General features: G+C 72.3%; 20 protein-coding genes. 10 read left to right on the top strand and 10 right to left on the bottom strand.

Annotation, left to right across the window (positions count from 1 at the left end; all coding sequences use genetic code 11):
* Positions 1–16 precede the first annotated feature (16 nt).
* Positions 17–628: a TetR/AcrR family transcriptional regulator gene (locus ASC77_RS01820; RefSeq protein ID WP_056148094.1), complete on the bottom strand. Its 612-nt coding sequence runs from the start codon at positions 626–628 to the stop codon at positions 17–19.
* A gap of 71 nt (positions 629–699) precedes the next feature.
* Between ASC77_RS01820 and ASC77_RS01825 the strand changes: the two genes are divergently transcribed.
* Complete coding sequence (locus tag ASC77_RS01825) at positions 700–2139, top strand: MDR family MFS transporter (RefSeq protein WP_056148097.1); 1440 nt, start codon at positions 700–702, stop codon at positions 2137–2139.
* Here the strand turns inward: ASC77_RS01825 and ASC77_RS01830 are convergent.
* Positions 2117–2623, bottom strand: coding sequence for a 2'-5' RNA ligase family protein (locus ASC77_RS01830; protein ID WP_056148100.1), 507 nt, complete (start codon positions 2621–2623; stop codon positions 2117–2119). The genes ASC77_RS01825 and ASC77_RS01830 overlap by 23 nt on opposite strands.
* A gap of 58 nt (positions 2624–2681) precedes the next feature.
* Here ASC77_RS01830 and ASC77_RS01835 point away from each other — a divergent pair, with 58 nt between their 5' ends.
* Both ASC77_RS01835 and ASC77_RS01840 read left to right on the top strand, forming a co-directional pair.
* A complete protein-coding gene (locus ASC77_RS01835) occupies positions 2682–3419 on the top strand; it encodes a dienelactone hydrolase family protein (protein WP_056148104.1) in 738 nt (245 codons plus the stop codon).
* Positions 3420–3568: 149 nt separating this feature from the next.
* Positions 3569–4480, top strand: coding sequence for a type IV toxin-antitoxin system AbiEi family antitoxin domain-containing protein (locus ASC77_RS01840; RefSeq protein ID WP_056148107.1), 912 nt, complete (start codon positions 3569–3571; stop codon positions 4478–4480).
* Between the two features lie 63 nt (positions 4481–4543).
* On the opposite strand, the gene ASC77_RS01845 is transcribed toward ASC77_RS01840, so the two are convergent.
* The 5 genes from ASC77_RS01845 to ASC77_RS01865 are packed head-to-tail and all read right to left on the bottom strand — an operon-like array spanning position 4544 to position 9201.
* Positions 4544–5707: a lipid-transfer protein gene (locus ASC77_RS01845; protein WP_056148110.1), complete on the bottom strand. Its 1164-nt coding sequence runs from the start codon at positions 5705–5707 to the stop codon at positions 4544–4546.
* Complete coding sequence (locus ASC77_RS01850) at positions 5704–6090, bottom strand: MaoC family dehydratase (RefSeq protein ID WP_056148111.1); 387 nt, start codon at positions 6088–6090, stop codon at positions 5704–5706. Before ASC77_RS01850 ends, ASC77_RS01845 begins: the two co-directional genes overlap by 4 nt.
* Positions 6087–6500 (bottom strand): Zn-ribbon domain-containing OB-fold protein, encoded by a 414-nt coding sequence (locus ASC77_RS27080; RefSeq protein WP_056148113.1) that lies wholly within the window; start codon positions 6498–6500, stop codon positions 6087–6089. Before ASC77_RS27080 ends, ASC77_RS01850 begins: the two co-directional genes overlap by 4 nt.
* Positions 6497–7027 carry an FAS1-like dehydratase domain-containing protein gene (locus ASC77_RS27085; RefSeq protein WP_056148115.1) on the bottom strand — a complete coding sequence of 177 codons (531 nt, stop codon included), beginning with the start codon at positions 7025–7027 and terminating at the stop codon, positions 6497–6499. Before ASC77_RS27085 ends, ASC77_RS27080 begins: the two co-directional genes overlap by 4 nt.
* Positions 7024–9201 carry an acyl-CoA dehydrogenase gene (locus ASC77_RS01865; protein ID WP_414813154.1) on the bottom strand — a complete coding sequence of 726 codons (2178 nt, stop codon included), beginning with the start codon at positions 9199–9201 and terminating at the stop codon, positions 7024–7026. The genes ASC77_RS27085 and ASC77_RS01865 overlap by 4 nt, the downstream gene beginning before the upstream one ends.
* 93 nt (positions 9202–9294) lie before the next feature.
* Here ASC77_RS01865 and ASC77_RS01870 point away from each other — a divergent pair, with 93 nt between their 5' ends.
* Positions 9295–10242: an alpha/beta fold hydrolase gene (locus tag ASC77_RS01870; protein ID WP_082574388.1), complete on the top strand. Its 948-nt coding sequence runs from the start codon at positions 9295–9297 to the stop codon at positions 10240–10242.
* Here the strand turns inward: ASC77_RS01870 and ASC77_RS01875 are convergent.
* The gene (locus tag ASC77_RS01875) at positions 10202–11650 is read right to left on the bottom strand and encodes a WS/DGAT/MGAT family O-acyltransferase (protein WP_056148119.1); all 1449 of its coding nucleotides are present in this window, start codon (positions 11648–11650) and stop codon (positions 10202–10204) included. The two genes, ASC77_RS01870 and ASC77_RS01875, sit on opposite strands and share 41 nt — an antisense overlap.
* A 128-nt stretch (positions 11651–11778) precedes the next feature.
* Between ASC77_RS01875 and ASC77_RS01880 the strand changes: the two genes are divergently transcribed.
* The 6 genes from ASC77_RS01880 to ASC77_RS01905 all read left to right on the top strand — a co-directional run bounded on the left by ASC77_RS01880 (position 11779) and on the right by ASC77_RS01905 (position 15626).
* Positions 11779–13038: an alpha/beta hydrolase gene (locus ASC77_RS01880; protein WP_056148121.1), complete on the top strand. Its 1260-nt coding sequence runs from the start codon at positions 11779–11781 to the stop codon at positions 13036–13038.
* Positions 13039–13117: 79 nt separating this feature from the next.
* Entirely contained in the window at positions 13118–13630 is a 513-nt protein-coding gene (locus tag ASC77_RS01885; protein ID WP_056148124.1) for a M15 family metallopeptidase, read from the top strand.
* Positions 13631–13645: 15 nt separating this feature from the next.
* Entirely contained in the window at positions 13646–14101 is a 456-nt protein-coding gene (locus ASC77_RS01890; RefSeq protein WP_056148127.1) for a methyltransferase family protein, read from the top strand.
* Positions 14102–14120: 19 nt separating this feature from the next.
* On the top strand, positions 14121–14972 hold the full coding sequence (locus ASC77_RS01895) for an SDR family NAD(P)-dependent oxidoreductase (RefSeq protein WP_056148130.1): 852 nt from the start codon (positions 14121–14123) through the stop codon (positions 14970–14972).
* Between the two features lie 2 nt (positions 14973–14974).
* Entirely contained in the window at positions 14975–15334 is a 360-nt protein-coding gene (locus ASC77_RS01900; protein WP_056148133.1) for a VOC family protein, read from the top strand.
* A 4-nt stretch (positions 15335–15338) separates the two neighbouring features.
* Positions 15339–15626 (top strand): DUF1905 domain-containing protein, encoded by a 288-nt coding sequence (locus tag ASC77_RS01905; RefSeq protein ID WP_056148136.1) that lies wholly within the window; start codon positions 15339–15341, stop codon positions 15624–15626.
* 4 nt (positions 15627–15630) lie between these two features.
* Here the strand turns inward: ASC77_RS01905 and ASC77_RS01910 are convergent, their stop codons facing one another.
* Positions 15631–18177: an invasin domain 3-containing protein gene (locus ASC77_RS01910; protein WP_162249782.1), complete on the bottom strand. Its 2547-nt coding sequence runs from the start codon at positions 18175–18177 to the stop codon at positions 15631–15633.
* Between the two features lie 44 nt (positions 18178–18221).
* Positions 18222–21077: an invasin domain 3-containing protein gene (locus ASC77_RS01915; RefSeq protein ID WP_056148143.1), complete on the bottom strand. Its 2856-nt coding sequence runs from the start codon at positions 21075–21077 to the stop codon at positions 18222–18224.
* Positions 21078–21085 lie beyond the last annotated feature (8 nt).

Genomic DNA, 21085 nt, shown 5'->3' on the forward strand with positions numbered 1-21085 from the left:
GGGGGTCAGCCCGAACTCATCGGCCCGAACTCATCGGCCCGGTCGCCAGCGGCAGGAAGACCTCGTCGACGATCGAGACGAGGACGTCGTCGGGCACAGGGCCGAGCCGCATCATCGCCTCGTGGCGGAAGAGGTCGGAGACGACGCTCGTCACGCGCGGGGTGAGCCGGTCCCGCTCGACCTCACCGCGCTCGACCGCCCGGTCGAAGATCAGGTCCAGCGACGTCGGGCCGTCGTCCAGGACCAGGCGCCTCAGCTGGTACGGCGTCGTGCCGGTCTCCTGGTAGTAGCCGCCGAGGTAGACGACGAAGAGGCCCATCAGCCCGACGCGCTTGTCGTTGGTGTCGCGCAGCAGCGCGAGGAGGTCCTCTCGCAGGCTGCCGGTGTCGGGCGGCTCGATCCGGTTGCGGTCGCTGATGAACACGACCGTCGCCTCGGCCAGCTCCCGCTTGGTCGCCCAGCGCCGGTAGACGACCGTCCTGCTGGTCCCCGCGCGCTGCGCGACGGCATCGATGGTGAGGGCGCCGTACCCGACCTCGGCGAGCTCCTCCCAGGTCGCCTGGAGGAGGGCGTCCTCCAGCTCGGCGCCGCGACGGCGGCGTGCGGGCGTCTCGCTCTCAAGATCCACTTGCGTATCTTATCGCGCGGATCTACGCTGGCGCCACAAGAGACACCCGCGTATCTAATAATCGGAGCACCATGACCCAGCAGACGTCCGTCGCGCCGACCGGCACCGCGCTCGACCCCCAGCTCAAGCGGATCGCCGCGGCCGTGATCACCGGAGCCGTCGCCGTCATCCTCGACACCACCATCGTGAGCGTCGCGATCCACGAGCTCGGCAGCGCGCTCGACGCCTCCGTCAGCACGATCCAGTGGGTGAGCACGGCGTACCTGCTCGCGATGTTCGTCGCGATCCCGATCTCCGGGTGGGCGCAGAGCCGGCTCGGCGCCAAGCGCCTGTGGCTGGTCGCGCTGACGCTCTTCCTGCTGGGCTCCGTGCTGTGCGCGTTCGCCTGGAACGTCGAGAGCCTGATCGCGTTCCGCGTCGTCCAGGGCCTCGGCGGCGGCGTGATGATGCCGCTGATGACGACGATCCTGATGCAGGCGGCGCACGGCCAGAACGTCGGCCGCCTGATGGCCGCGGTCAGCCTGCCGGCGGCGCTCGGCCCGATCCTCGGCCCGGTCATCGGCGGCCTGATCCTCAACTACCTCTCGTGGGAGTGGCTCTTCCTCGTCAACGTCCCGCTCTGCATCGTCGGGTTCGTCCTGGCGGTCCGCCTGCTGCCGGCGGACCGCGACACGGTCCGCCCGGTGCGCCTCGACACCGTCGGGATGCTGCTGATCTCCCCCGGCGTCGTCGGCGTCATCTACGGTCTCTCGAACGTCGGCGGCGAGGGCGGCTTCGGGCGCTCGGACGTGCTGGGGCCCCTGCTTGCCGGCCTCGTCCTGCTCGGGGCGTTCGCCGTCTGGTCCGTGCGGGCCGGCGACCGCGCCCTCGTCGACGTACGCCTCTTCCGGCACCGGGCACTGACGTCGTCGACGGTGCTGCTGTTCCTCGCGGGCCTCGGCCTCTACGGCTCGATGCTGCTCCTGCCGCTCTACTGGCAGGAGGTCCGCGGCGAGGACGCGCTCGGCGCCGGGCTGTTCCTGATCGCCCAGGGCGTCGGCGCGCTCGCCTCGCGGACCCTCGCCGGTCGCCTCACCGACTCCCTCGGCGGTCGCTGGGTCGCCGTGGGCGGCTTCGCGGTGCTCGCGCTGGCGACCGTGCCCTTCGCCTTCGTCACCCCGACCACGAGCGAGACGTTCCTGATGGGCGCTCTCTTCATTCGCGGGCTCGGCTTCGGCGCCGTCACCATCCCCCTGATGACGGGCGCGTACGTCGGTCTGGAGCGGGACGAGATCCCGCACGCCAGCATCATCACGCGGGTCGCGATGCAGCTCGGCGGCTCGTTCGGCGTGGCCGTGCTCGCGGTCATCCTGACCAGCAGCGCGTCGGGTGCCACCGACCTCGCCGGCGTCGCGGACGCGTTCGACATCGCCTTCTGGTGGGCGATCGGCTTCACGGTCCTGGCGGTCGGGCTGTCGTTCCTGCTGCCCGGTCGGCCGAAGCCGGTCCTCAGTGACCCGCGAGCCAGGTGACGGCGCCGAGCTCGGGGTCCCAGCGGCGCAGCTCGGTGAGCGAGAGCTGCACGTCCTCGTGACCGAGCACGTCGACCGCCCGCTGCGCGGACCCTCGGTCCAGACGGCGGGCCAGGGTCACGTGCGGGAGCCAGCCGACGTGCTGACGGTCCGGGACCTGCACGCGCACGGCGAGCACCCGGCGTACGACGTCGTCCTCGATGTCGAGCACCCTGGCCACGGTGACGCGTCGCCCACCGAGCAGCACCAGGCCCGCCGTCCGCGCACGCACCGGCAGCATCGTGCCCAGCCGGACCCGGGCCACGTCGACGGCGCTCTCGGGCAGGACCGGCGCCGACACCACCGTCACGTGCGGCGTGTTGGTCGCGCTCTGGTGGTCGAGCTGCGAGGGCAGCCCCGCGTCGTGCAGCGCCTGCCAGTCACGGCGCACGACCTCCCGGCCGGCCTCGTCCGGCACCAGCTCGAGGGCGTGGAGCCGGGGCATCAGACCGACGCCTGGACGCGTGCTTCCACCATGCCCCGAACCTAGCGATACTCCGGGCATGGCTCTCCTCGACAGCTGGACGCAGTCCTCGTACGCCGCCGACGGGGTCACCCACCCGACGTACCGCAAGGGCAGCGGCCCCGGCGTCATCGTCATCCACGAGATCCCCGGCATCACCCCCGACGTGATCGCGTTCGCCGAGGAGGTCGTCGACGCCGGCTACACCGTCGTGCTGCCGCACCTCTTCGGCACGCCCGAGCGGCTGATGTCGCTCGGGTACGTCGGCCAGGTCTTCCCGAAGGTCTGCGTGAGCCGGGAGTTCACCACGATGGCGACCGGGCAGACCTCGCCGGTCGCGGGCTGGCTGCGCGCCCTCGCGCGGGACCTGCACGCGGAGCTCGGCGGCCCGGGCGTCGGGGCGCTCGGCATGTGCTTCACCGGCGGCTTCGCGCTGGCGATGATGGTCGACACGTCCGTCGTCGCCCCGGTGCTCGCCCAGCCGTCGCTGCCCTTCCCGGTGGGCAGGAAGCGCGCCGCCGACCTGAACCTCTCCCCCGCCGACCTCGCCGACGTCCGTGCCCGCGCGGCCGGCGGCTGCCAGGTCCTCGGCCTGCGCTACCGCGACGACGTCGCAGTCGGCACCCGCTTCGACACCCTCACCGCCGAGATCGGCGACGCCTTCCTCCGCGTCGAGTTCGACGGCAAGGGCCACTCGACCCTCACCGAGCACCGCCAGCAGGAGGGCGTCGACCGCGTCCTCTCCTTCTTCGCCGAGAAGTTGAATCGAGACTTCTGACGTTTGAATCGAGAGTTGTGACCGTCGAGTCGGGACTTCTTGTCCCGGGATGGGCCACTTCGTGCCCACAGCGGACCTGATCCGCCCGTCGTCCACAGCCACTGGTCGGGGCCGAGGCCGACGCTGCCCGGCCCGATCATCGTCGGAGGATGACGCACTGGCCGGATGTGCCCTTCACCCGCGCCGAGCTCGCCGGACTCGGCCTGGCTGCCACTGACCTGCGGCGCGGGCAACGTGACGGAGACGTGCGCAGGATCCTGCGCGGTGTCTTCGTCGCAGCCCGACTCGACGACACGCTCGAGCTCCGCGCCGTCGCGGCTGCCAAGGCAACGCCGGAGGGTCACGTGATCGTCGACCGGACCGCCGCGTGGCTGCACGGCGTCGACATGCACGCGTACGGCGAGCTCGACGGCATCCCGCCCGTCGAGACCTGCGCACTGAGATGGAGCGCACCGACAACGCTGGGCGGGATCGCCGGCCGCACCCGGGATCTCCGGCCCGAGGACCAGATGCGGATCGGTGGAGTCTGCGTCACCACCCCGCTCCGCACCGCGCTGGATCTCGGCTGCTGTCTGCGCCGCCGAGAGGCGTTCGCAGCGCTCTGCATGATCGCTCGGGCACACCACCACACCCGTCATGACTACGTCCGGGCGCTCTCTCGGTACCGACGAAGGCGCGGCGTCGTCCAGCTCCGCGAACTCGTGGCACTCGTGGACACCCGCTTCGAGTCCCAGCGCGAGGCGTGGTGCTTCCTGGCGATCGCGGACGCCGAGCTGCCCCATCCGGAGCCGCAGGTCTGGATCGAGGTCGACGGTGCACCGACGTACCGGCTCGACCTCGCCTACCGTCGCCTCCGGGTGTGCGTCGAGTACGACGGCCACGACGCGCACTCCTCCGAGCAGCAGCGGGAGCATGATCGCAAGCGGCGGCAGTGGCTCACCGACCACGGCTGGACCGTGGTCGTCGTACGCGAGGGTGACTTCACCGGCGAGGGGCTCGAGCGATGGCTCAGGGAGCTGCGCGCAGCCCTCACTCCGGCGTACACGAGTCGACGCTGGTGACCAGAACTCTCGACTCGCGCGTCACAACTCTCGACTCGACCGTCACAACTCTCGATTCAACCGTCAGGCGGAGAGGATGAGCCCGCTGGTGGGGACGCCGGTGCCGGCGGTGACGACGAGGTGCTCGACGCCGTCGACCGGGTTGACCGACGTGCCGCGGACCTGACGGACGCCCTCGGCGATGCCGTTCATGCCGTGGATGTAGGCCTCGCCGAGCTGCCCGCCGTGGGTGTTGAGCGGGAACGCGCCGTCGACCTCGATGCGGCCGTCGGCCACGAACCCCGGCGCCTCGCCGCGGCCGCAGAAGCCGAGCTCCTCGAGCTGCATCAGCACGTACGGCGTGAAGTGGTCGTAGAGGATGCCCATCCGCATGTCGTCGGGGCCGAGCCCGGATTGGCGCCACAGCTCGCGCCCGACGACGCCCATCTCGGGGATGCCGATGTCGTCGCGGTAGTACGACGTCATCACGAACTGGTCGGCACCGCTGCCCTGCGCGGCCGCTGAGATGTACGCCGGGGTCTGCTTCAGGTCGCGCGCCCGCTCGGCCGACACGACGACGAGCGCCTGCGCGCCGTCGGACTCCTGGCAGCAGTCGAGCAGGTGCAGCGGGTCGACGATCATCCGGGAGGCCTGGTGGTCCTCGATGGTGATCGGCTTGCCGTAGAAGAACGCGTTCGGGTTGGTCGCCGCGTGCCGCCGGTCGGCGACGGCCACGGCCCCGAAGTCGCGCGAGGTCGCGCCGTACTCGTGCATGTAGCGGGTCGCCTGCATCGCCACCGTCGCGGCCGGCGTGCCCAGGCCCATCGGGTAGGACCAGGCGTTGTCGAGGCCGTTGGTGTTGACCTGGGTCGCCGCGGCGACGGAGAACTGGCCGAAGCGCGACTCGGAGCGCTCGTTGAAGCCGCGGTAGCAGACGACGACGTCGGCCACCCCGGTCGCGACCGCCATCGCGGCCTGCTGGACGGTCGCGCAGGCCGCGCCCCCTCCGTAGTTGATGCGGCTGAAGAACCGCATCTCCTTCATCCCGAGCTCGCGGGCGACCGCGATCTCCGAGGAGGTGTCCATCGTGAACGTCGTCAGGCCGTCGACGTCGTCGACCGTCAGCCCGCAGTCAGCGAGTGCGTGCTGCACCGCCTCGACGGACAGCTGGAGCTCGGAGCGCCCGGAGGCCTTGGAGAACTCGGTCGCGCCGATGCCGGCGATCGCCGCCTTGCGGTAGAGGCTCACAGCGCCACCCGGACGGTGCCGGTCACGTGGTCGCCGAGCGAGACCGAGCCGACGACCTTGATCGTCGCGATGCCGTCCTCGACCGACTCGACCTCGCCACGGAACGTCAGCGTGTCGTACGGGTGCGCGGGCGCGCCGAGACGGATCGCGATGCCCTTCAGCTCGGTGTCGGGCCCGGCCCAGTCCACCACGTACTTCTCCACCAGCCCGTTGCTGGTCAGGATGTTCATGAAGATGTCCTTGGACCCGGCCGCCTGGGCGACATCGCGGTCGTGGTGGACGTCCTGCCAGTCCCGGGTCGCGATCGCGGTGCTCACGATCGTGGTCGGGGTCATCGGCAGGCTCCACTCCGGGATCTGCTGGCCCGCTTCCAAGGTCTTCATGCTCGCCTCCAGATCGGCAGGGTCAGGTCGTCGTCGATGCGGCGGTAGCCCACCCGCAGGCGCATCCCGATCTCGATCTCGGCGTCCACCCCGGAGTCCGACACAGCGTCCACGACCTCGCCGACCATCCGCACGCCCTCGTCGAGGTCGACCAGCGCGATCACGATCGGCAGCTCCTTGCCGGGGACCGGGGGGTAGCGGTGCACGACGTACGAGAAGACCGTTCCGGTGCCGGCGGCAACGATGTGGCCGCGGTCGAACTTCCCACACTCGACGCAGGTGGGGCCCGGCGGGAAGCGCAGCGCCCCGCAGGCGTTGCACTGCTGGATGCGGAGCTCGCCGATCGCGGTGCCGTCCCAGAAGAACTGGGAGTCCCGGCCCATCATCGGCCGGATGACGCCGGCGGTCATGCCTTCTCCCCCTTGTCGCGAGGGATGAACTTCAGGACCCGGAAGAGCATCGTGGCGACCACCTCGCTCTGTCCGTCTTCATGGCGCACGTACCAGGTGTTGCGCGAGGTCACGAAGTAGCCGACGCCCATCGCGGTGCTCTTCGGGCCGGCGACCGAGTCCAGCGCCGTGGTGACCCGGAGCTCCTCGCCGACGCGCAGGTAGCGCTCGTAGGTCTGCTCGCAGTTGGTGCCCAGGACGGCCGTGTAGCCCTCCTCGGTGAGCACCTCCATCATCCGGCTCAGCGGGTCGTCGGACGGCCGGCGGCGACCGAGGCCCGGCATCGTCCAGACCTGTGCCATCGACGGCGGCGCCTCGCCGTTGCGGAAGCGCGGGTTCTCGTAGCCCATCGCGTCGAGCCAGGTGCCGATCGTCGGCTGGTTGACCTCGTACGGCGCCATCGACTCCGAGGCCTCGCCGAGCGCCTTGATGCGCTCGGCCTCGGCCATGATGCGCTCGTGCGCGCCCTCCACCTCGGCCGCGCTCATCGAGGGACTCGCGGGAGGCCCATGCCGAACATCGCGATCAGCTCGCGCTGCACCTCCTGCACGCCCCCACCGAAGGTGAGCACGAGGTTGCGCTTGGCCTGTCCGTCCAGGTAGGTCATCAGGTCGCCGGTCTCCTTGTCCGAGGGGTCGCCGTAGCGGTGCACGATGTCGACCAGGTCGGCGGCGAGGTGCTGGACCTGGTCGGCCGCGAAGACCTTGGACGACGAGGCGTCGCCGACGGAGATCTCGCCCACCGCGGCAGCGCGGGCGACCTCCCAGTTGAGCAGCTCGTTGACCCGGAAGACCGCGGTCACCTCGCCCATCACCCGGCGTACGTCGGGCCGGTCGATGACGCCGGCCTTCGTGGCCCACTCCGCGACCCGGTCGCGCAGTCCTTCGAGGCGGCCGGCGGGGCCGAGCATCACGCGCTCGTGGTTGAGCTGGGTGGTGATCAGCTTCCAGCCCTGGTTCTCCTCGCCGACCAGCATGTCGACCGGGACCCGCACGTCGTTGAAGTACGTCGCGTTGACGTGGTGCGAGCGGTCGGCGGTGATGATCGGCGTGAACGAGTAGCCCGGGTCGGACGTGTCGACGATCAGGATCGAGATGCCCTTGTGCTTCGGGGCGTCCGGGTCGGTGCGGACGGCGAGCCAGAGATAGTCCGCCTGGTGCCCACCGGTGGTCCAGAGCTTCTGCCCGTTGACGACGTAGTGGTCGCCGTCGCGCTTCGCCGTGGTCCGCAGCGAGGCGAGGTCGGTGCCGGCGTCGGGCTCGCTGTAGCCGATCGCGAAGTGCACGTCGCCCGCCAGGATCCGCTTCAGGAAGAGGTCCTTCTGCTTCTCGGTGCCGTACTTGATCAGCGTCGGCCCGACCGTCTGCAGGGTCACGGCCGGCAGGTGCACGTCGGCGCGCTGCGCCTCGTTGGCGAAGATCGTCTGCTCGATCTCGCCGAGCCCGTGGCCGCCGTACTCCTTCGGCCAGCCGACCCCCATCCAGCCGTCGTCGCCCATCTGGCGCACCACGCGCTGGTAGGTCTCGCCGTGCCGGTCCAGCGCCATGTCGCGGTGCTCGTTGCCGTCGGCGAGCCCGGTGAAGTACGCGCGGAGCTCGGCCTTCAGCGCCCGCTGTGCCTCCGTGAGTTCGAGGTTCTTGGTCGTCGGGTCCTCGACCTGCACGTCCTCGGCCTGGACCCCGAGCGCGTGCACGAGGTCGGTGACCCAGGAGAAGTAGCGCGACATCGGGTAGGTGATGTCGACGCCCATGCCGCCGTGCAGGTGGTGGCAGGTGCGCATCAGGGCGGGCGCCTCGTGGCAGACCCAGTACGCCGCGACCGCGAGGTCGTCGGCGGCGTCGATGCCGTTCGTGATCCGCCACGCGGCGTTGTCGGCAGCGAGGTCGAGGGTGCGCGACGCGATGTAGACGTCGGCGATCTGCATCGCGACCGCCTGGAACTCCGCGAGGGTGCGACCGAACTGCGTGCGCCCCTTGATGTACGTCGCCGTGAGGTCCCGCGCGCCGGCGGCCAGGCCGGCCGCCGTGAGGCACTGACCGGCGACCCCGAGGTCGAGCAGCACCCGCGCGGCGTCGTCGCCCGTCAGGAGCTCGGCGGCGGCGCCGTCCAGGACCACGGTGTGCTGGGGGGTGCCGAAGCTCGACATCGTCTCGAGCAGCTGGACGCCCGCACCGGACGGGTCCACCAGCGCCACCACGTCGCGGTCGCCGTCGCGGGCCGTTACGAGCAGCCGGGTGGCGCGGTCGGCGTACGTCACGCCGATCTTGCGGCCGCTGACCGTTCCGTCGGCGTACGACGTGGCCGGGCCGAAGTCGCGCACTGCGGGCGTCAGCACGGTCTCGCCCGAGGCCACCCCGGGCAGGAGCGCCGCCTGCTGGTCGGGCGACCCGGCGGCCGCGAGGGTCAGGACGCCGCAGCAGAGCGTCTCCCAGACCGGGAGCTGGACGGCGCGTCGACCGGTCTCGCGCAGCAGCACGGCCACCTCGGCCAGCCCGAGGCCCTCGCCGCCGTGCTCCTCCGGCACCGGCAGCGCGAGCAGGCCCGCGCCCGCGAGCGCCTGCCAGGTCTCGCCGGGGTCGTCGCCCGCACGGTCGAGCGCGTCGCGCACGACCGAACCCACCGCCTCGATCGCCTCTGCCGTCGAATGCAGATCCTGCGTCACGTACATCTCCTACGACCGTCTCGGGTACGAACGGAATGCGAAACTGTAACCTGTTCTACTCTAGCCGGACCCGAACGTCGAGAGTGAGGATCTGTGCGACCACCGACTCCCCGGACGCTCCTGAGGGCCACGCTCGCCCGCAAGATCTACGTGCCGTACGTGCGGATCCCCGAGGGCCGGACGGTCGAGCTGCCGGGCCGGGGCACGACGTACGTGACCGACACCCCGGGCCCGAGCCCGGACTCCCCCACCGTCGTGCTGCTGCACGCGGTCGGGTGCACGGGCCTGCTCACCTGGTTCCCGGCGATCGAGCCGCTGTCGCGGCGCTTCCGGGTGGTCACGCTCGACCAGCGCTGGCACGGACGCGGGATCCAGTCCGAGAAGTTCTCGCTCGCCGACTGCGCCGATGACGTCGCCGCCCTGGTCGACGTGCTGGGGCTCGAGGAGGTCATCGTCGCCGGCTACTCGATGGGCTCGATCATCGCCCAGCGGGTCTGGCGCCAGCACCCCGAGCGGGTGGCGGGTCTCGTGCTGTGCGCCACGACCGACCGGTTCCGCGCCTCCGTCGCCGAGCGGGCGTTCCACGAGAGCATGGAGATCGCGATGCTCGGTACCCGCGGCCTGTCCCGCTCCCGGGTCGCGGTCCGCGCCGCGCGTACGGCGGCCCGCGCGCTCGACCTGCAGCCCGACGACGTGCACGAGTGGGCCTTCGCCGAGTTCCGCAGCACCAGCCCGTGGGCCGTCGGTCAGGCCGTCGCGGCCCTGGGTCGCCACCACTCGCGGCCGTGGCTGTCCCGCATCGACGTGCCGACCGCGGTCGTCCTCACCCGGCAGGACCACGTGCTGCCGCCGCGGCACCAGCTCGCGCTCGCCCGTCGCATCCCCGGCGCGACGATCCACGACATCGAGGCCGGGCACGCCGCGTGCGTGCTGCAGTCGGAGCGGTTCGTGCCGGCGTTCCTCGAGGCGGTGACCACGGTCAACGCGCGGCGTCGCGACTTCAGCCGCCGGAGGCCGCCTTCTTCTTGCGTGCCTGCTTGATCGACGTCGGCCGCTTCTGCTGGCCCACGGCCGCCTTCAGCGCGGCCAGCTCCACGGGGAACCGCGCGACCAGGTCGTCGACGTCGGGCAGCGACTCGCGGCAGGCGATGATCCCGACGTGCACCTGGCCGTTGTTGGAGGCCACGGTGACGTTCAGCCCGGCGCCGTGGAAGACCGGTCCCAGTGGGTAGAGCCCCTCGATGCGGGCGCCCATGAAGTAGAGCGGCACCGGCGGGCCCGGGACGTTGGAGATGACCAGGTTGTGGACGACCGGGTGCTTCTCGGGCAGCTTCAGGCCGGCGTACGCGCGCACGGCGAGCCCGAAGGTCCGCGGCGCCGCGAACTCCGCCCAGTCCTGCAGCGAGTCGGCGCTGATGGCCTGGTGGTGCTCCTTGGCGTTCTTGTTGCGCTCGGCCATGTCCTGCAGGCGCTCGAGCGGGTCCTCGGTATCCGTCCCCAGCTTGGCGAAGAGCGCCGAGACCTTGTTGGCACCACCCGACCGCTGCGACTCGTCGCGCACGGAGACCGGCACGGTCGCGAGCAGCGAGCTCGACGGGAGCTCGTCGCGGTCGAGGAGGTAGGAGCGCAGCGCACCGCCCGCGACGGCGAGCACGACGTCGTTGACCGTGGTGCCGGTGGCGTTCTTGACCTGGCGGATGTCCTCGAGGTCCATGTCGGCCAGCCCGATCACCCGGTGACCGGTGATGGTTCCGTTGAACGACGTCCGCGGGGCCGAGAACGGCGCCGCCATCGCCGTACCGGCGCGGGCCCGGCCGACGGTCTTGGTGACCAGCTGCGCTGACGGCGTCACCAGGCGTACGGCGTTGAGCGGTCGCGTGAAGGTCGTGACCAGCGCGCGGCCGAAGAGCTCGCCCTGGCCCGGCTCGTGACCGCGGTCGTGCGACTCGGGCTCCGCGATCGGGGGCTGGTCCGCCTCGAGGCTGCACAGGTGGAAGAGCAGGTTGGAGCCGGACACGCCGTCGACGGTCGCGTGGTGCATCTTCATGAACACGACGACCTTGTCGTCGTCGTACCCCTCGATCACCCACATCTCCCACAGCGGCCGCGAGCGGTCCAGCGGAAGTCCGGCGAGGTGGCCGGTCAGCTCGGCCAGCTCGGCACGGCCGCCCGGTGAGGGCAGCGCGAGCCGGTGCACGTGGCGGTCGATGTCGAAGTGCCGGTCGTGGACCCAGATCGGGTGGTCGAGCCCGAGCGGCACCTTGCGGAGCCGCCGGGTGAACTCCGGGACGTCGCGGACCCGGCGGTCGACCTCGTCGCGGAACGCGCCGAACCCGTAGCCGCCCGGCATGGTGCTGGGGTCGAGCACGATCACCCCACAGACGTGCATCAGCTGCGCGGGCGTCTCCAGGTAAAGGAAGCTCGCGTCGAGCCCCGACAACCGATCCATGCGTGCACCCCTCCGACTCCCCATGCAACGTGTTCTAGTTCTAACGACACGGCTGCCGCACGGCAACGGGTGACGGTCGTCTCATACCCGGCGACGCGCGAGTCGACTCCCCCTCTACATTTGTCGGCATGGGGTTCCTCCGCCGTCAGCTCGTGACCGCCGCTCTGACCGTCAACGCGATCCGGCCGGTGCCCGGCTACCAGGCGAGCATCCCGTCGTTCTTCGCCGGCTGGCTGACCACCGAGCTCGCCCCGCACCTGATGGCCCTGACCGCCGCCGACACGGCCGTCCACGTTTCCAGACGAACGGCAGAGCGCCGTCGGCCGCGGCGTCGCCTGGGCCTGGCCCTCGCCGGGCTCAACCTCGCCGGGCAGGCCTTCCTGGTCGACCAGGCCCGGCGGTCCAGCGCGAAGGTGGAGGCCGCCCTGGTCGAGGGCCTCGGCGTCGACTACGTCGAGCAGCTGGACGCCAAGCCGACCCCGGCCGAGCTCGCGACGCCCTGGCGGCGACTGGTCAACCCGTTCCGGATGCGCAACGTCGACGTCGTGGTCGACAAGAACGTCGCGTACGCACCCGAGCACGGCAAGCGCGGGCTGCTCGACGTCTACCGGCCCGCCGCCGGCACCGACGGGCGCGCTCCCGTGCTCCTGCAGGTGCACGGTGGCGCCTGGACGATCGGCAACAAGGACCAGCAGGGCATCCCGCTCATGCAGCACCTCGCCGCCAAGGGCTGGATCTGCGTGGCGATCAACTACCGACTCGCGCCGCGTGACCCGTTCCCGGCCCAGGTCGTCGACGTCAAGCGCGCGATCGCGTGGATCCGCGACCACATCGCCGAGTACGGCGGCGACCCCGACTACATCGCGATCACCGGCGGCTCGGCCGGCGGGCACCTCACCGCGCTGGCCGCCGTCACCGCGAACGACCCCGACCTCCAGCCCGGCTTCGAGGACGCCGACACCAGTGTGGCCGTGGCCGTGCCGCACTACGGCGTCTACGACTTCGCCGGCTCCACCGGGCTGCGCAGCGCGGAGCAGATGCGCGACCGGTTCCTCGCGCCCCGCGTCGTACGCCGCCGCTGGGCCGAGGCCCCCGACGTCTTCGAGGCCGGCACTCCCCTGCTCCGCGTCGGGAAGGACGCCCCGGACTTCTTCGTGATCCACGGCGCCCACGACTCGCTCGTCGCCGTCGACCAGGCTCGCCTGTTCGTCAACCGGCTGCGCGAGGTCTCCGGCGCCACGGTCACCTACGCGGAGCTTCCGGGCACCCAGCACGCCTTCGACGTCTTCCCCTCCATCCGGTCCGCCCACGTCGTACGCGCCATCGACCGCTACCTGCACTGGCACTGGAACGGCTGGCGCCGCGAGCGCGCCACCGCCTCCGTCTGACCCGCTCTGACCCTGCGGACAGAGGTTCGGCACCTGCGACGGAGGTCCGCACCCCGGTGGGCTGCCTACGGTCCCTGACGTGCCCCCTCACCTCGCCCGTCCGCTGACCGCCCTCGCGCTCCTCGTCACCCTCGCCGGCTGCGGGATCCCTGCGGACGGCGGGTTCGCCGACGACCGGCCGCCGAGCGGACCGATCGACACCGACCGGCGCACGGTCAGCAAGCTCGACCACGACCTGCTCGCCGCGCTCCAGGACGCCGCCCGGGATGCGCAGGACGACGGCATCGAGCTGGTCGTCACCAGCGGGTGGCGCAGCAAGGCACACCAGCGACGCCTCTTCGCCCAGGCCGTCACCCGGTACGGGAGCGAGGCCGAGGCCCGCCGCTACGTCGCCAGCCCGCGCACCTCAGCACACGTCACCGGAGACGCGGTCGACGTCGGTCCGACCGACGGTGCGTACTGGCTGGGCCGGCACGGCTCCGACTACGGGCTCTGCCAGGTGTTCGCCAACGAGATCTGGCACTTCGAGCTGGCCACGAAGCCCGGCGGACACTGTCCCGAGATGTTGCAGGACGGCTCCAGCCGCCGCTGACCTCACAATGGGGCCATGGACACCGTCTCGTTCCGGCTGTGGCCGCCGGTCGCGATCGGGGCGCCGCTGCTCGCCGGCTGGGTGGCCACCGCGCAGTGGGGCGACCCGGTCGACCTCGGCGGTTGGCGGGTGCCGCTCGGCTGGGCGCTGGCGATCGCCTTCGTCGTCTGGAACGGATGGTCGCTCTGGCTCTTCGCCCGGCACGAGACCGGGCTGCTGCCGGGCCAAGCGACGCAGTCGATGATCGAGGAGGGTCCCTACCGGCTCTCCCGCAACCCGCTCTACGTGGGCCTGCTCGCCCTCTACGTCGCCGTCGCGCTGCTGGTGCCGTCGTTCTGGGCGCTCGTCCTCTTCCCCGCTGCCGTGCTGCTCGTCCGGTGGGGCGCCATCCGGCCCGAGGAGCGGTTCCTGCACGAGCGGTTCGAGACGGCGTACGACGACTACACGCGGCGCGTGCGGCGCTGGCTGTGAGCCCGCCTAGGCTCGGGGCATGAGCGACGAGCAGACGATGGCCGGCCGCACGGTGCTGGTGACGGGCGCCTCCGACGGCATCGGGGCGGAGACCGCGCGGGTGCTCGCCGCCCGCGGCGCCACGGTCCACGTCACCGGGCGCTCGGCGGACAAGCTCCGGCCCGTCGCCGAGGCGGTGGGCACCGAGCCGCTCGTCGCCGACTTCTCGCGGCTCGACGACGTGCGCCGGCTCGCGGACCAGGTCGGCGAGCGCATCGGGTCGCTCGACGTGCTGATGAACAACGCCGGCGGCACGTTCGCCCCCTCGAAGCGGACCCACGACGGCCACGAGCCGAACTTCCAGGTCAACCACCTGGCGCCGTTCCTGCTCACCCACCTGCTGCGCCCCCGGCTCCAGGCGGCCGGGTCCTCGTTGGTCGTCAACACGTCGAGCATCGGCAACCTGGCCGGGAAGGTCGTGCTGGACGACCTGGACTACGAGCACCGCCGCGCGATCGAGTTCCTCGCCTACGGCACCGGGAAGCTGATGAACATCCTCGTCACCCGCGGGATCTCCCAGCGCTGGTCCGGGGACGGCATCGTCTCGGTCGCCGTGCACCCGGGGCCGGTGGGCAGCTCGTTCGGCCGCGACTCCTGGCTGGTCGGACTGGCCTACCGCACCCCGCTCAAGCGGTTCGCGACGATCAGCGTCCCGGACGGCGCGGCCCCGCTGATCGCCCTCGCGGAGCGCGGCGCGGACCCCGAGATCGACGGGCGCTACTTCAGCCGCTTCGACATCGACGGGCGCGAGAACAAGCAGGCACACGACCAGGTGCTCATCGACGGGCTGTGGGAGCGCTCGGCGGCCCTGGTGGGCGTCCCGGAGGACTGAGCGTGGACGTGGACCTGTTCGCCGGCATCCCGGTCACCGACTACGACCGCGGCGTCGCCTGGATGGAGCACCTGCTCGGCAGGCCGGCCGCGTTCCAGGCCCACGAGACCGAGAGCGTGTGGGAGCTGGCCGAGCACCGCTACGTCTACGTCGTCCTCGAGCCCGAGCACGCCGGTCACGCCCTCGTCACCGGCTTCCTCGGCGACCTCGACGGCTTCCTGGCCGGCGCGGCCGAGCGCGGGCTCGAGCCCGACCACCGCGAGATCTACGACAACGGCGTCCGCAAGGCGATCTTCCGCGACCCCGACGGCAACGAGATCGGATTCGGCGGCGGGCCTGTCGACGACCCCCAGCAGGAGTAGGCACATGGACCTGGAGTTCTCCGGAGACGTCTGGCACTGGCGCGGGCCGGCGCCGCACCACTTCGTGTGGGTGCCCGAGGAGGACGCGGCGCAGATCGAGGACGTCGCCGCGGCCGTCACCTACGGCTGGGGCATGATCCCGGTGACCGTGCACCTCGGCGGCTCGAGCTGGACCACCTCGCTCTGGCCGAAGGACGGCGGCTACATCGTGCCGCTGAAGCTCGCCGTACGACGGGCCGAGGAGGTCGACGTCGGCGACACCGTCGACCTCCGGCTGACGCTCGACGTCTGACCGGTCAGCGGCGCTTCTTCACCTTCGCCTTGATCGTGTAGCTCCCCGTCGAGGTGGCGGTGTTGCCCGCCCGGTCGACCGCGGTCGCCGTCCACCGCACCAGCGTGCGCTTCTTCGACTTCTGCTTCTTGGTGGTGACCTTGCAGGACGCGAGCCCGGAGAGCGCGTCGGTGCCCTTGCAGACCAGCTTGCGGGGGCTCTTGTACGTCGCGCCGCTGCGGGCACCGGTCACGATCACGCCGGGGCGGGTCGCGTCGATGTTCACGGCCCCGCTCGTCACCGACCCGGTCGAGCCGAAGGTGTCGGTCACGGTCCGGGAGACCGTCTGGTCGCGCCCGTCGGTGCTCAGCAGGACGGGCGCCGGGCAGGACGCGGTGAGCGGCAGGGTGCCGGCACACGCGAACGTCACCGTCACCGGCGTCCGGAACCACCCGTTCCGGACGGACGAGGACGGAGCGAGCGTCGCGGTGATGCTCGGCGTGTCGTAGCGGTCGGTGACCAGCTCGACCTCCGGCGTGCTGGGCGACCCGGCACCGGTCACCACGGCGCGGAGGCCGGAGACCCCGGGGGTGGTCGAGCCCGTCAGCGTCGCGGAGTAGGTCCCGTCCCCGTTGTCGGTGACAGTGCCGAACGACTGGCCCGGGTCCGTGCTCACGAACGACACCGTCAGCCCGGGCATCGGCGCCCGGCTCGCGCTGCGTGCCAGGGCGGTGACAGGCACGGTCGCCGTGCCGGTGCCGAGGATCGCGTCGTCGATGGGGCGCAGGGTGACGGAGTAGCCCTCGGTCGCGACCGAGGCACCGACGAGGGTCGGCGCTCCCGCGCCGGTGACCGTGACGCCCAGGTTCGCCGAGCCGATGGTCGTCGAGCCGGAGAGGGTGGCGACGTACGTCCCGTCGCCCGCGTCCGTGACGGGTCCGAAGGACTGGCCTGCGTCACTGCTCCCGAAGGACACGTCGAGGCCGGGCAGCAGCACCCCGCTGGTCGACTTCGCCGTCGCCGTCACCGGTACCGAGTCCAGCCCGGTCGCGACGAGCTTGGTCGTCACGGGCTTCACCGTGACCGTGTAGCCCTCGGTCTCGACCCCACCCGTCGCGACCGTCGGGGTGCCGGTCGCCGACGGCGTGATGGTGGCCGTGCCGACCGTCGTCGATCCGCTGAGCGTCGCCGAGTAGCTCCCGTCGCCGTGGTCGGTCACGGTGCCGAACGACTGGCCGGGGTCGCTGCTCTGGAAGGTGACCGGCAGGCCGCTCAGCGGCGTGCCGCTGGCGCTCTCGGCCGTCGCGCTCACGGTCAGCGAGTCGGCACCGGTGGCCACCAGCTTGCCGGTCACGGCGCCGACGTTGAGGACGTAGCCCTCGGTCGTCACCCCGGCGGACCCGGACACGTCGTACACGCCGGTGCTGCCCTTCGCGGTCGCGGTGACGGTGGCCGCGCCCGCGGTCGTGGATCCCATGAGGGTTGCGGAGTAGGTGCCGTCGCCGTGGTCGGTCACCGGTCCGAAGGACTGGCTCGGGTCGGTGCTGTCGAACACCACCTCGAGGCCCGAGACCTTCGTCCCGTCCTCGAGGCTCGCGGTGGCGCTCACGGTCGTCGAGTCCGCGCCGGTCGCGACGATCGTGTCGTCGGCGACGTCGACGCTGACGTCGGTCACCGGCCCGGCGTCGTAGCTGATCTTCAGCTGCGAGCCCACGGTGCGCTCGGCGAGGGCGAGCGCCCCGCCGGCCGGGACCAGGCTCGACCCACCGCCACCGCCGGCGCCGTAGTACTGGTTGGTGCCGCCACTGCCGCCGCCGTAGAGGCCGCCGCCTCCGCCGCCTGCGCCGCGGAACGTCGTCCCGGTGTAGCGGGACGAGCCGCCGGTGCCGTACGTGCCGGCGTTCCCGTTGCCGCGGCCGCCGTTGGCGTACGACGCGTCGACGCCGCCCGCGCCACCTGCGCTCGCGGTGCCAGCGCCGCCGCCCCCTGCGGGTCCACGGACGCCGGCGTAGTCCGGTGCCGCGGCCCCGGCATCGCCGGCCGCGACGTCGCCGCCTCCGGAGATGCCGCCGGCCCCACCGCCACCGCCAGCGACCACGACCCGCGAGCCGAGCTGCGAGCAGCCGGTGTCCGAGGCGCCGCAGGTGCGCAGGTCGGTGGCACCGCCGCCACCGCCGGCGCTGCCGTTGGAGCCGGCCACCGGGGTGCCGCCGCCGTTCCAGCCGCCCCAGCCGCTGCCGCCACCACCGCCGACACGGACGTAGAAGACGTCGCCGGGCTCGACGGACAGCGTGGCGGTGACCCTCGCTCCCCGGCCGCCCACGGACGTCGCACCCGGGGCACCGACCGCGTCGACGTCGATCTGGTAGACGCCGTCCGGGACGACGAAGGTCTGCTCCCCGCCCACGTAGCTGAAGAGCACGGTGCTCGCGACCGCCTTCTCCGCCGGGAGGTACGTCGGGGCTGCCGCGGTGCTGGGAGCGGCGATGAGCGCAAGAGCCGGCGCGACCAGCGCGAGCGCCAGCGCCGTACGCCGGAGTCGCTGCGGGCAGAGGCGGGAGGTGCGAGACATCGGGGCTCCGGGATCGAGGAGGCGGACGGGTCGGGAGTGCGTCGTCATCGGCGGCGGGCGGGCTTCCGGATCGTGTAGCTGCCCTTCACCGAGGCGCTGTTGCCGGCCCTGTCGAGGGCGACGGCGGTCCAGCGCACGAGCGTGCCCTTCGCGGACCGGGACTTCTTGGTGGTGATCGCGCAGGACGCGACGCCGGAGAGCGCGTCGGTGGCCTTGCACGTCAGCCTGGGCGCCTTGGCGTACGCCTTGCCGTTCTTGGCCCCGGTGACCTTCACCGTCGGCTTCGTCAGGTCGATGCTGACGGGGGCGCTGGTGGCCGACCCGGTCGCACCGAGGGAGTCCGTGACCGACCGGGTCACGACCTGGCGGGCACCGTTGCCGCTCAGCACGGTCGCGGCCGGGCAGGCGGTGGTCGGCAGCATGGTCCCGGTGCAGGCGAACGTGACGGTGACCGGCGAGCGGTACCACCCGTTGCGGGCGGGCGTCGCGGCGCTCACGGTCGCTGTGAGGCCGGGCGCCAGGTAGGCGTCCGACACGAGGTCGGCCGGCACGGTCGCCGGCGAGCCGGCGCCGATCACCCGGGCCGATATCGACGCGGTGCCCGCCGTCGTGGAGCCGGTCAGCCGCGCCGAGTAGGTCCCGTCGCCACGGTCGCTCACGGAGCCGAAGCGGTGTCCGCCGTCGGTGCTCGAGAACAGCACGTCCAGGTCTGGGACGGGCTGGCCGCTCGCCGTCTGCGCGCGGGCCATCACCACCCGCGTCGCCGTGCCGGTCGCGGTCAGGTGCTCCGCCATGGGCAGGACGGTGATGGAGTAGCCCTCCGTCACCACCGTCGCGTTCGTCACCACCGGGCTGCCGGCGCCGGTGACGATCGCCGTCACGGTCGCGCTCCCGACGTCCGTCGAGCCGGTCAGGACGGCGGAGTAGGCGCCGTCGCCGTGGTCGGTCACCGGTCCCACCGCCTGCTCGGGGTCGGTGGTGCCGAAGGACAGGTCGAGGCCCGGGAGCGCCCGGCCGCTCGCGGTCTCGACCTGGGCGGTCATCGTGAGCACGTCCCAGCCCGTCGCCACCAGGGACCGCACCGGGCTGCCGACCACGACCGTGTAGCCCTCGGTCGCGACCGAGGTGCCCGTGAGCGTCGGAGCCCCGGCACCGGTCACGACCGGGGTCACGGTGGCGGTGCCGGGCGTGGCCGACCCGGTCAGGGTCGCGGAGTACGTCCCGCCTGCGCCGGCGCTCACCGTGCCGAAGGACTGCCCGGCGTCGGTGCTGGCGAACGAGACCGACAGGCCGGTGAGCTTCTTGCCGCTCGTCGACTCGGCCGTCGCGGTCACCGTGGCCGAGTCGTGGCCCGTCGCCACGAGCGTTTTCGTCACCGTGGCGATCGAGACGGTGTAGCCCTCGGTCGCGACCGAGGTGCCCGTGAGCGTCGGAGCGCCGGCACCCGTCACGACCGGGGTCACGGTCGCGGTGCCCGGCGTGGCCGACCCGGTCAGGGTCGCCGAGTACGTCCCGCCTCCCCCTGCGCTCACCGTGCCGAAGGACTGCCCGGCGTCGGTGCTCACGAACGAGACCGACAGCCCAGTGAGCTTCTTGCCGCTCGTCGACTCGGCCGTCGCGGTCACCGTCGCCGTGTCGTGCGCCGTCGCCACGAGCGTCTTCGCGACCGTGGCCACCGAGACGGTGTAGCCCTCGGTCGCGACGTCGAGGGTGCCCAGGACGTCGTTCGCGGACGTGCTGCCGGCCGCCGTCGCGGTGACGGTCGCGGTGCCGACAGTGGTCGACGACCGGAGGGTCACCGAGTAGGTGCCGTCCGCGTTGTCGGTGACCGGCCCGAACGACTGCCCGGGGTCGGTGCTGCTGAAGTCGACGTCGAGACCCGGGATCCGGGCGCCGCCCTCGGTGCGTGCGGTCGCGGTGAGCACCCGCGTGTCCGCACCGGTGGCGACGAGCACGCCGTCGGCCGCGCGCACGCGCATCTCCGTGACGGGGCCGAGGTCGTAGGAGACCGTGATCGATGCCGCGGTGCCGCGGTCGGAGACCGTGGCGGCCCCGCCGGCGGGCACCAGGCTGGAGCCGCCGCCACCGCCGCCGCCGTAGAACCGGAGCAGCGCGCCCCCGCCGCCGCCGTACACGCCGCCGCCGCCACCGCCGCCGCCCGCGTAGGAGATGTAGCCACCGATGCGGATCGAGTCACCGCCGGTCGTCAGCGTGCCGGCCTCGCCGTAGCCGGCGTACTCCGAGGAGTCGGAGGGGGCGGCCACGCCGCCGGCGCCGCCTGCGGACGCCGTGCCTGCTCCGCCGCCACCTGCGGTGCCGCGGGGGCCGCTGGGAGAGCTGCCCGCCTGGCCCGCGTCGCCGCCGGGGATGGTGCCTCCGGCGCCGGCGCCACCGCCGCCCGCCGCGACGAGCACACGCGACGAGATCGAGTCACAGCCCTGGACCGCGGCCGGGCAGGTGCGCACGTCGGACGCGCCGCCGCCACCACCGCCGGCGGTGTCGGACTGACCGCCCCGGCCGCCGCCGTTCCAGCCCCGCGCTCCGGAGAGGCCGCTGCTGCCGCCTTGGCCGCCCACCCACAGGTAGAGCGTCTGCCCGGTCGTCACGGCGAGCGTGCCGGTCACCTCGGCACCTCGACCGCCCGGCGAGCCCCCGGCGTCGCCGCCCGCCGCGCCCACGGCCTTGACCTGCACCGCGCTGACGCCCTCGGGCACGGTGAACGTCTGCTGGGTGCCGGTGTAGAGGTACGTCGAGGCGTAGAGGTGCGGGCCGTCCGCGACCGTGGGTGTCACGCCGGCCGCGTCCGCCGCGACGGTGGCGGCCGGCAGGAGCGCCAGCACGGGCGCGACGAACGCGAGGACGACGGCGGCGCGGGACACACGGACGAGCGGGCGGGGCATGGGAACTC

The sequence above is a fragment of the Nocardioides sp. Root1257 genome, assembly GCF_001425175.1.
Taxonomy (GTDB): Bacteria; Actinomycetota; Actinomycetes; order Propionibacteriales; family Nocardioidaceae; genus Nocardioides.